This is a genomic window from Geminocystis sp. CENA526 (genome assembly GCF_050753365.1).
In the GTDB taxonomy this organism is placed as follows: domain Bacteria; phylum Cyanobacteriota; class Cyanobacteriia; order Cyanobacteriales; family Cyanobacteriaceae; genus Geminocystis.
On record NZ_JBLZFY010000122.1, the window covers coordinates 1 to 10,847 of the forward strand.

Annotated in this window: 8 protein-coding genes and 1 pseudogene; 7 read left to right on the forward strand and 2 right to left on the reverse strand. The window is 38.5% G+C overall.

Annotation, left to right across the window (positions count from 1 at the left end; all coding sequences use genetic code 11):
• Nucleotides 1-166 precede the first annotated feature (166 nt).
• The 3 genes and pseudogenes from ACN4EE_RS23660 to ACN4EE_RS20125 form a co-directional block, all read left to right on the forward strand.
• Nucleotides 167-274 (forward strand): annotated as a pseudogene (locus ACN4EE_RS23660) (type II toxin-antitoxin system HicA family toxin); the annotation flags it as partial.
• 124 nt (nt 275-398) lie between these two features.
• A complete protein-coding gene (gene plsX, locus ACN4EE_RS20120) occupies nt 399-1,439 on the forward strand; it encodes a phosphate acyltransferase PlsX (protein ID WP_431708283.1) in 1,041 nt (346 codons plus the stop codon).
• 59 nt (nt 1,440-1,498) lie between these two features.
• Nucleotides 1,499-2,512 (forward strand): beta-ketoacyl-ACP synthase III, encoded by a 1,014-nt coding sequence (locus ACN4EE_RS20125; protein ID WP_431708284.1) that lies wholly within the window; start codon nt 1,499-1,501, stop codon nt 2,510-2,512.
• 228 nt (nt 2,513-2,740) lie between these two features.
• Here the strand turns inward: ACN4EE_RS20125 and ACN4EE_RS20130 are convergent, their stop codons facing one another.
• The gene (locus ACN4EE_RS20130) at nt 2,741-3,532 is read right to left on the reverse strand and encodes an NAD-dependent epimerase/dehydratase family protein (protein ID WP_431708285.1); all 792 of its coding nucleotides are present in this window, start codon (nt 3,530-3,532) and stop codon (nt 2,741-2,743) included.
• Nucleotides 3,501-4,445: an NAD-dependent epimerase/dehydratase family protein gene (locus ACN4EE_RS20135; protein ID WP_431708286.1), complete on the reverse strand. Its 945-nt coding sequence runs from the start codon at nt 4,443-4,445 to the stop codon at nt 3,501-3,503. Before ACN4EE_RS20135 ends, ACN4EE_RS20130 begins: the two co-directional genes overlap by 32 nt.
• A 537-nt stretch (nt 4,446-4,982) precedes the next feature.
• On the opposite strand from ACN4EE_RS20135, the gene nadB reads away from it, so the two are divergent.
• The 4 genes from nadB to ACN4EE_RS20155 all read left to right on the forward strand — a co-directional run bounded on the left by nadB (nt 4,983) and on the right by ACN4EE_RS20155 (nt 10,668).
• Nucleotides 4,983-6,629, forward strand: a complete 1,647-nt coding sequence (gene nadB, locus ACN4EE_RS20140) for an L-aspartate oxidase (RefSeq protein WP_431708287.1) — start codon at nt 4,983-4,985, stop codon at nt 6,627-6,629.
• 212 nt (nt 6,630-6,841) lie between these two features.
• The gene (locus tag ACN4EE_RS20145) at nt 6,842-7,207 is read left to right on the forward strand and encodes a response regulator (RefSeq protein ID WP_431708288.1); all 366 of its coding nucleotides are present in this window, start codon (nt 6,842-6,844) and stop codon (nt 7,205-7,207) included.
• Between the two features lie 136 nt (nt 7,208-7,343).
• The gene (locus ACN4EE_RS20150; RefSeq protein WP_431708289.1) at nt 7,344-7,880 is read left to right on the forward strand and encodes a chemotaxis protein CheW; all 537 of its coding nucleotides are present in this window, start codon (nt 7,344-7,346) and stop codon (nt 7,878-7,880) included.
• 64 nt (nt 7,881-7,944) lie between these two features.
• A complete protein-coding gene (locus ACN4EE_RS20155; protein WP_431708290.1) occupies nt 7,945-10,668 on the forward strand; it encodes a methyl-accepting chemotaxis protein in 2,724 nt (907 codons plus the stop codon).
• Nucleotides 10,669-10,847 lie beyond the last annotated feature (179 nt).

The following is a 10,847-nucleotide window of genomic DNA, read 5'->3' on the forward strand; positions in this document are numbered from 1 at the left end:
CCTGTGGAGAGTCAAACCAACTTAATGGCAAGTCTATTAGGGATTCGGTGAAGCAGGAAGTGAACGTCCATCCCATGAAGAGTGGGAACTTGACCATTCTTGATCAAGTTTGAGTAAGTTTCATAGAGCGGAATTGAGTCTATTTACTTAGAAGTTGAGCCAAACTATGCCTAATCTTCCTGGTATCAATCATTTAAGGGCAATTAAAGCCTTTGAAAAAATCGGTTTTAGAATTATTCGTCAAGGAAAACATATCACCATGACAGATGGAGAGCTTTTGTAACAAAAAAAGAAAATGATGCGGTTATCAAGTTAATTTACAAAAAACGATGAGACAACATCCATTAATTGCCTTGTTATGGTATAATCTGAGAGATTTTAACCTTAAAAATTGAGCAATGTCTGAGACACGCATAAAAATAGCAGTGGACGCAATGGGAGGGGATAACGCCCCCCATGAAATTGTTGGCGGTGCAATCCGTGCCGCAGCAGAACTTGATGTCGATATATTATTAGTAGGTGAGCCTGATGCTATTCAGGCGGAAATGGAAAAACATGGCAACACTGTTAACAATATCGAAATTGTACCTGCTGATGGTGTTGTCTCTATGGAAGAAGAAGCCTTAGTGGGAGTTCGCCGTAAGCCTAATGCTTCCATTAATGTTTCCATGAATTTGGTCAAAGAAAACCGAGCGCAAGGGGTTGTCTCCGCAGGACATTCGGGGGCGGCTATGGCGGCGGCTTTGTTGGGCTTAGGGAGAATCAAAGGCATCGATCGACCTGCCATTGGAGCTGTATTTCCTACAATGTACGCTAATAAGTCAGTAATCGTTCTCGATGTAGGTGCAAATGTGGACTGTAAACCTAAATATTTAGAACAGTTTGCCCTCATGGGATCGGTTTATAGTAAATATGTATTAGAAGTCGATGATCCCAAAGTGGGTTTAGTCAATATTGGAGAAGAATCCACCAAAGGGAATGAATTGGCAAAGGAAACCCATAAGCTATTAAGCAATAATCCGAGAATCACTTTTGCAGGAAATGCCGAAGGGAGAGACGTTTTATCAGGGGATTTCGATGTAATTGTTTGTGATGGTTTTGTGGGAAATGTTCTCTTGAAATTCGCTGAAGCAGTAGGGGAAATCATGCTTCAAATCATCAAAGAAGAATTACCCTTCGGTGTGCGCGGTAAAGTTGGTACGGCGGTGCTAAAGCCTAATCTTAAGCGTATCAAACAACGCATTGATCATGCTGAACATGGAGGCGCGTTATTGTTAGGGGTGAATGGTGTTTGTATTGTCAGTCATGGTAGTTCTCAAGCTCCTTCTATCTATAATGCTATTCGTATCGCTAAAGAAGCCGTTGGTCATAATGTTATCGAAAGAATACAAAATGATCAAAGTTTCACACGAGCTAAACAGTTAACAGTTGACAGTTAACAGGGAACAGTTGAGAATGATTGTATGTTGTTTTTGCTAATTACTAAAGGAGTAAATCATTGGAGCAGGGAAAAAAAGGCGTTACTATCATCAGTAGTGGTTCAGCCGTTGCCAACCAAGTGTTAGATAATCACGATTTGAGTAAAATAGTAGATACCTCCGACGAGTGGATAAAAACCCGTACAGGTATCAGAAAACGTCATATTGCCAATGTCCACTCCCTTAGTGATTTAGGCTCAGAGGCAGCGCTTAAAGCTATCTCTAACGCTGGATTAACCCCCCCAGATATTGATATGATCATTCTGGCTACTTCTACTCCTGATGATCTTTTTGGTAGTGCTAGTCAAATACAAGGTTCGATCGGGGCGACAAAAGCCGTAGCCTTTGATTTAACTGCCGCTTGTTCGGGTTTTGTTTTTGCCTTAATTACTGCTAGTCAGTTTATCCGTAATGGAGTCTATGAAAATATTGTCGTAATTGGTGCTGATTGTCTTTCCCGTTGGGTGGACTGGGACGATCGAACTACCTGTGTACTTTTTGGCGATGGTGCTGGTGCAGTAGTCTGTCAAGCTAGTGATAAGTTCGATCGACTATTAGGTTTTGAAATGTGCAGTAATGGTAAGCTCAATAATGCCCTCAACCTAGCTTATCAAGGAGAAATCAAAAATATTGGTCATAATAAACAAGTGACTCAAGGTAAATTTGGTAAAATCACCATGAATGGTAGAGAAGTTTATCGATTTGCCGTTAATAAAGTGCCTGAAGTCATTGAAAAAGCCTTATTTAGAGCGGATTTAACCACTGAAAAAATAGATTGGTTGATTTTACACCAAGCGAATCAAAGAATTATCGAAGCCGTTGCCGAAAGATTAAATATCCCCTCATGGAAAGTTATTGCTAACCTCAGCGAATATGGCAATACTTCCGCCGCTTCTATTCCCCTCGCCCTAGATGAAGCCGTCAGTCATGGTAAAATCCGCAATGGAGATACGATCGTAACCTCTGGATTTGGGGCGGGGTTAACGTGGGGTAGTGCTATTTTTAAATGGGGAATTTACTCTGATACCGAGTGATATAGAGAGGAATTTCTTAATTTCTATTCATCAAAATACTTTGGTTTAGACGGGTTGAACAGTGTTCAACCCCTACATTTACAAAAAAGTTAGCATTTTTGGCAATTTTTGCTCAAAAACTAGGTACAAAAAACACAAAATACAAATATTACCATAATGGTATAATAACTCCAAAACTATTACCTATTATCTATTACTAAACTTCATCAAAAGCCTATAAGGCAACCCCTAAGTAACAAAATTCATTACCGTCTCATGGGTAGAAGGAATGTTAACTAGACTTTCAATTTTCTCGATCGAAACCTCATAACATACAGGAGTGCTGTCATAATTTACCTTAACTTTACTATCCGTTCGATCGATCACATCTTGTAACTTTACTAAACCATTGCCACAGAGATTAAAAATTTCTTGGGTATAACCCTTCGAGATAATTTCCATCACCACTTTTGAGGCTGTATCCGTATGAATATATTGCAATTCGCTGTCAGGATGTAACCAAAGTTTTTCCCCATAGAGAATATCAAAAATGGCATTTTTCTTTAAGCCTTGCCCTACAAAACCCCCCATGCGGAAGATTAACCAATCATTATGACAGTGACGCACACATTGTTCAGCTAAATACTTATGAAAACCATAGGGGCTTTGTTGTGTAATGTCAATAACCGTGTCTTCCTTTGTTGACTCAGGTGTGGAACAATCAGGGTAAACATCACAAGACGACAAAAATATATACTTTTTACAAGGAAAATCTACGATCGATCGTCGCACAGAACGCACGGATTCGTCAAACTCCAATAAAGGGTTATCTTTTGCTAAAAATTTCTTAGAGTTACCATTGGCATTAATCAATAAATCACATTCTGTGCCAATATATTGTTCATAGTTCGATCGATTTATTACCAAAAAATCAAGGTTATTTTCTTGACAAAAACGGACATAAGCAGAGCCAACAAAACCCTCTCCCCCAATAATAATAATTTTAAGATTAGAGTCTAATACCATCGGATTTATTTGCATAATTTGTACTTAACCAAGTGAAAGTTTTTTCTAAACCAGCTTTTAATTTTGTGTCACAGGATAACCCCAAAGAATTGAGTTTTTTCACATCAAAAATTTTCACCATTTGCCCATCAGGCTTAGTAGTATCCCAACTAAGTTTTCCTGCAAAACCAGTGGTTTCTTTGACTAATTCCGCCAATTCTTTAATAGGGGTAGTTGTCCCCGAAGAAATATTAATCGGCTCACTAGAGTCATAATTCTCAATAAAATAAGGGATAACTTTTGCCACATCTTGCGCATAAACAAAATCCCGTTTAGGAGTGCCACTTCCCCACATAGTTACTTCCTCTAATTGATTTAATTTAGCCTCATAAAAACGGCGCACTAAAGCAGGTACAACATGGGATTCATTGTTGCGAAAATTATCATATTCTCCGTACAAATTACCCGGTATTAACACCACCGAATTTAAACCATATTGAGTGCGATAAGATTGAGAAGCCACAATGCCCATTTTTTTAGCACTAGAATAACCTGCGCTTTCGGGTTGCGGATAACCTTGCCACATCTGAGATTCATCGATAGGAGAAGTCGCCGTAGCAGGATAACTGCATCCTCCCATAGTATAAATCATTTTTTTGACATTATATTTTGCTGCCTGTTCAAACACCAAAGCCGTTAAAAGGGTGTTACGATAATAAAAATCCGCAGGATAAGCACGATTTGCCCCAATGCCTCCCGAATAAGCCGCTAAATGTATTAATATCTCAGGGTGTAAATCTTCAAACATTTTGACTACTTCCACTGGATTCATCAAGTCGTAGTTTTGAGAAGATAAACCGATAATTTCTGCTTGGGGGTATTGTATTTTTAGTTGAGGTAATAAATGTCGTCCTAAAAAGCCCGTAGCACCCGTAACAACAATTTTCATGTTTTAGTTATATTATTTAATTTAATGTTAATTTCATCGAATATCATAATTATAAAGTGTGCAATTTTAGCAATTTTTACTCAAAAAATGAGCATTTTTGATCTTATTTCATTAGACTTCTCCAATAATTATGTTTAACCGATTGAAAATGACGATAAAATATATTAATTTAACGATTTCAATATCTAAATTGATTTAATTTTTCATTTCTGGAGATGTCTATTGAAAATATGCTTGTTTGTTTTTGGTATAGACAAAATCTCAAAACCTTTATTTTCATGTATTTCTCCTAGTCTCCTCTATGCACTCATAATTTTTCAGCAACCCCTAATTAATGAAGCTCAACCACAAAATAAGGACGCTCAGAGGAGCGCCCCTACAGGTATTAGGTGTTAGGTGTTATTAACATTATAGCAAAAATTATTCTAAAATCAACTAAATCTTAAAGAAATTATTTAATTTTGTGGCGAATAAAATGATTATTGGTTAAAATTACCAAAAATATCCCCTTCCTTGCAAAATAAAGATTTCAAGACTTTGAACCAAAAATACTCTTTCCCCCATAGCTTTGATGTTATCATTATCGGTTCGGGTGCCGCCGGTTTGTATTCTGCTTTATGTCTTCCTGATCATTTTCGCATCGCTATTATCACTAAAGACAAGTTAAAAAAAGGTGCTAGTGATTGGGCGCAAGGTGGCATCGCCGCCGCTATTAATCCTCAAGATTCGGCTCAACTTCATTTAGAAGATACTTTGAAGGCGGGTGCTGGTTTGTGTGATGAAAAGGCTGTTAAATATTTAGTGGAAAATGCGGTGACATCTATTCAATCTTTACTGCAAATGGGAGTGGATTTCGATCGAGATAATGGAGAGTTAGCCACAACCTTAGAAGCGGCACATTCTTTTCCGAGGGTACTCCATGCGGCGGATACTACGGGAAGAGCCATCGTATCCATTCTAAGGCAAAGGGTGTTAGAAAGTCCACATATTCAAGTTTATGAACAAGCCTACGCGCTGAATTTATGGATAGAAGAGGAAAAATGTCGAGGGGTATGCTTATTATTTGATAATGGCATTCATTGGTTAAAAGCAGAAAGGGTTATTTTAGCAACGGGAGGAGGAGGACAAGTGTTTGCCCATACCACTAACCCCCAAGTAAGCACGGGAGATGGAGTGGCTTTGGCGTGGCGTGGAGGGGCAATTTTAAGAGATTTAGAGTTTGTGCAGTTTCATCCCACTGCCTTAGATGTGGATAACGCACCTCATTTTTTAATCAGTGAAGCGGTAAGGGGAGAGGGGGCGCATTTAATCGATAAAGAGGGAAGACGTTTTGCCTTTGATTATCACCCCAAAGGAGAATTAGCACCGAGGGATATTGTCAGTCGATCGATTTACAGTCATTTACACAAAGTTAGCTCTGATCCTGTCCATGATAAGGTATATTTAGATTTACGATCGATCCCCGTATCTCGTATTGAGTATCGTTTTCCAAATATCATCAATAAATGTAAACAGTGGGGAGTTGATTTATTTTCCCAACCGATTCCTGTATCTCCAGCCGCTCACTATTGGATGGGAGGGGTTAAGGTTAATTTAGATAACGAGACATCTATTCAAGGATTATACGCCATTGGGGAAACCGCTAGTACTGGTGTTCATGGAGCGAATCGTTTAGCGAGTAATTCTTTATTAGAATGCGTGGTATTTGCGGAAAGTTTCCGTAATTTAGCTTTAGATTCTGTGACTGAAGAATCATTGCCTTTAGTCTATGAATCAGTAAACGAAGATTGGGAAAAAGATATACCTATCATTGAGAATATTCGTCAAAATTTGCCCGTTGTGGTGTGGGAGGGGGCAGGAATTTGTCGTACTCAGGTAGGCTTAGAAAGTTCGATCGAACAGATAATAACATGGCGAAATGAATTACAATCCCTCTCGATTTATCAATGGTTAACTAAGTTATCTCCTTCTCACAATTACGAGTTACTTTCACACAAGGGGGAAGAATATTTAAAGTTAACTGCTGAAACCTTTAACTTAATCGATGTTGCCTATTTAATCCTCAAAAGCGCACTATTTCGGGAAGAAAGTCGAGGAGGACATTATCGTTTAGACTATCCTACCACCCTCGATCGATGGTCAGTTCATACTTTAGTTAAAAATGATACTTGGGAGAAAAGCTAAGTTGCCTATTCCCTAGCTTATAGCCAAGAATTGATAAAAAATAGGTCATAATTGATTTTAATTAATTGATAGATTAAATTGGAAGGATAAAAATTATTCGACTTTTTTTCATGTCAAAAACCTTTTTCTCTCAAAGATTGTTACATTGACCTGAGATTTATCTAACGTTTTAACGGTACAATTACACTATTAAAGATCCTCTATTAAGAATTATGACTACAGTACTGCTTGTCGAAGATAGTACAACGACAAGAAAAATGATTAGTGAACTATTAATAAAGCAAGGCTTAAAAGTAGAAATAGCCACTGATGGGGTGGAAGCCTTAGAAATATTGCCTACTATTAACCCTGATATAGTTGTCTTGGATATAGTCATGCCGAAAATGAATGGTTATGAGGTTTGTCGAAATATTAAATCTGATCCCAAAACGAAACATTTACCTGTCTTAATTTGCTCCTCCAAAGGAGAAGATTTCGATCGATATTGGGGCATGAAACAAGGGGCAGATGCCTATATAGCAAAACCATTTCAACCAAAAGAACTAATTGTTACCATTAAACAATTGTTAAAGGGATAAAGTTAAAATAAAATAATAAAGGATCAAATAATATAGCTCGATCGAGATTTATTAATAAGTATTGAAAATTTGAGATTTTTAAGTTTTGATTAATGGTAACAAAAAGATTTAGCAACCACTAACGGTATAAAAAAACATGGCAGAAAATCAAAAGTATTCCGACTCTCCACAGAGCCAAGTTACTTTGGGGTTAGAACAATCTGTAGAAGCGGTAGAAGCCCCCGAAGGTGAACCCCATCTTCGTTTTGTCCTGTCTTCAGGAGATCAATTCGCTTTACCAGCTATTGGGATTAGAGAAGTAATGCAACAAGAGCCTGAAAGGATTACCCCCATACCCAACGCCTCGCCACTACTACTAGGCACGATTAATTTACGGGGGGAGATTATTTGGGTAGCTGACTTAGGGCAATTTTTAGGCTATCCTAATATGTTGGATACAGATCGATCGGACATCCCCGTAATTGCCATTGAAGATCAAGAAACAATTTTAGGGTTAGCAGTAGATAAGTTAGGAGCAATGCAGTGGTTAGACCTAGATACCATACAAATACCACAAAGTATCCCCGATCATATTGCCCCTTATATTCAAGGGGAATGGGTGGACGACAAGAATGAATATGTACGACTGTTAGACCAAATAGCTATTCTTCGATCGGCTCGTTGGGTAGCGTAAATCACATCAATCAGATCAATCACTAAGGTAACATCACGAATTTAGCAATCAATGGAGAAGGATTATGGTATCAGAAACTGACTATCAACAAAGATACGGACAAGCTCAAACCGCATATCTTGAAGGTGATTTAAAATTGGCGATCAAAATTGTAGATAGTATAACAAGAGATTATCCCGAAGATCCTAGCGTTTTATTACTCAAAGGTCATATATATTTGCGTCAACAAGAATATGATACTGCAAAAACAACCTATAAACAAGTATTAAATTTAACAGATCATGAAGAATTAGTCAGTTTAGCCCATCAAGGATTAGCCCAAATAGAAGAAGAGCAAGATAATAATTTCTATCCTTCGGAAGTAGAATCCCCCATGTTCGATGATGACATTGAAGAAATTGACGACGATGAACCAAATGATAATTGGACAAGTAGTATTCAATTTGATAGCATAGACTGGGATGTGGATGAGTTGGAAGAAGAGGATATAGAAGACCCAACTTTACAACAGAATCCTCCTCCTAATAGGGACTTTTCTGCTCCTCCGCCGAAACCAAAATCAAAGCCAGAGGCAAAAAATGCTTTTGAAGATATGTTCTCCGATGATGATGATGATACTGCCGCCAGTCTGGGAGAAAATCAAAATGAGAGATCAGAAAAATCAAATTTTCCAGATTTTGCCGATGATTTGTTGGCAATGAATTTAGACGAGGCTGATTTTGATTATGATGATGATGATGCCGATGATGGTAATGCTGACGGTACTCAAGATACGGGAGCACCGACTTTTGTGGTGTCTTCGGAAGAACCAGAATTAAGTGATTTAGAAAAAATGTTAACAGGAGGGGCTAATCTTTTTGGAGATTTTGAAGAAGACTTAGGAGACTATAGTTCTGAATTAGAGCCTTTGACTTCTGCTATGGGAACTTCCGCTTCTACTACAGAATTAGGAGATGATAATGGGCCTCTTGTACCTGACGGGGATGAAGATTTCTTTTTCGCACCCGATGAATTAGACGATATTCCTGATATTGATGCCGATGAATTACCCGTATCGAGTATTTTTACTAAAGAGCAAAAACAAGAAAAATCTTTCAATAACATCTTAGATGATGATGATAATGTTTTTGATGATGATTTTGATAATGAAATTACTGGAAGTTTTAGTTTTGACACCGATAAAATAAATTTACAAATAGATGACGATGAGGAAATCAGTGTTTCTTCTTCTTTATCCGATATATCTACTTCTCCTTCTTCTCCTTCCTTCGCTCCTGAGATAGAAATTCCTCAAGGTAATTTAGCTAAATATTATAATTTTCCTTTATTAACTAAACAGTTAATCCATGGGGGGATAACGGGAGTTGCGACTTTCTTCATTGTTTTGTTAGTGAGCTTTTCTCAAGCCTCCATTCCATTAAATTCTAAAACTGAGGCTCAACCAACTCCAGAAAATCAAGAAAATACCGCTAATGGGGAGAATGCAGAAATTGAAACTGTTACTTATCTTTTGATGAGTAGATTTTTATTAAGTTTAGTGGCTGGATTAGTTAGTGCTGGAAGTTCGATCGCACTCGGTTATCTAATGACTAATCATATTAAACGTTATACCACTGATTTACAAAATCAATTTGAGTCGGTATATCAAGGGGATTATGAAGTTAAAGCTACCGTTTATTCTCAAGATGAATTTGGTACTTTGTCCGCAGGGTTTAACCAGATGGCGAAAATGATTAATACTACCACCACTGAAGCGAGAAAACGGGCGGAAGAAACCGAAAGAGCAAGGGAAGATTTACAAAGACAAGTTATTCGTCTCCTTGATGACGTGGAAGGAGCGGCGAGGGGAGATTTAACGGTACAAGCGGAAGTAACGGCGGACGTATTAGGGGCGGTAGCTGATGCTTTCAACTTAACTATTACTAACCTACGCAAAATCGTTAAACAGGTTAAACAGGCGGCGGTTCAAGTAAACAAAGCTAGTACAGATAGTGAGGTTTATGCCCGAAATCAGTCTAGTGATGCGTTGAGAATGGCGGAGGAGTTAGCTGTAACGCTTAATTCGGTGCAAATGATGACGGACTCCATTCAAAGGGTAGCAGAGAACGCTAGGGAAGCGGAAGAAGTGGCTCGATCGTCTAGTGTTACAGCTCTCAAAGGTGGGGATGCAGTAGAAAGAACCGTTGCAGGTATTTTACAAATTAGGGAAACGGTATCAGAAACCACTCGTAAGGTAAAACGATTAGCGGAGGCATCCCAACAAATTTCTACCATTGTAGCGGTGATTTCTCAAATTTCTTCTCGTACGAACCTTTTAGCGTTAAACGCTTCTATTCAAGCGGCACGGGCAGGGGAAGCCGGTAGGGGTTTTGCCATCGTTGCGGATGAAGTAAGGCAGTTAGCCGATCGATCTGCTACATCTTTACAAGAGATTGAGCAAATCGTATTGAAGATTCAAACGGAAACGGGTTCGGTAATGACGGCGATGGAAGAAGGTATCCAACAGGTTCGAGACGTAAACGATCGAGCCGAACAGGCAAAACGAGCTTTAGAAGATATTATTCAAGTAGCTAACCGTATTGATGCTTTAGTTCGATCGATCACCGCCGACACCGATGAACAAAGAGAAAACTCCAGAGGGGTAGCCAGAGTTATGCAAGCCGTTGAATTAACGGCACAAGCCACCTCCCAAGAATCCCAAAGGGTAGCAGGTTCACTACAAAATCTCGTCAACATTGCGAAAGATTTAATTGCTTCGGTTGAACGTTTTAAAGTAGAAGGAAAATAAATTAAGAATTAAGAATTAAGAATTAAGAATTAAAAAAGGCAAGAGGAAAGGGCAAAGGGCAAAGGGCAATGGTTCGACTACGCTCACCAACCAAGCAAAAGGAATGTAGGGGTTTAATATATTAAACCCAACCCCACCGGAAAACTATAATTATTTCCTCCCCCTCTTCCCCCTCTTCC

Excerpts from the sequence above, each read along its gene's own strand:
- plsX (WP_431708283.1), top strand. The coding sequence starts at position 399 with ATGTCTGAGACACGCATAAAAATAGCAGTGGACGCAATGGGAGGGGAT.
- ACN4EE_RS20130 (WP_431708285.1), bottom strand. The coding sequence starts at position 3,532 with ATGCAAATAAATCCGATGGTATTAGACTCTAATCTTAAAATTATTATT.
- ACN4EE_RS20135 (WP_431708286.1), bottom strand. The coding sequence starts at position 4,445 with ATGAAAATTGTTGTTACGGGTGCTACGGGCTTTTTAGGACGACATTTA.
- ACN4EE_RS20145 (WP_431708288.1), top strand. The coding sequence starts at position 6,842 with ATGACTACAGTACTGCTTGTCGAAGATAGTACAACGACAAGAAAAATG.
- ACN4EE_RS20150 (WP_431708289.1), top strand. The coding sequence starts at position 7,344 with ATGGCAGAAAATCAAAAGTATTCCGACTCTCCACAGAGCCAAGTTACT.
- ACN4EE_RS20155 (WP_431708290.1), top strand. The coding sequence starts at position 7,945 with ATGGTATCAGAAACTGACTATCAACAAAGATACGGACAAGCTCAAACC.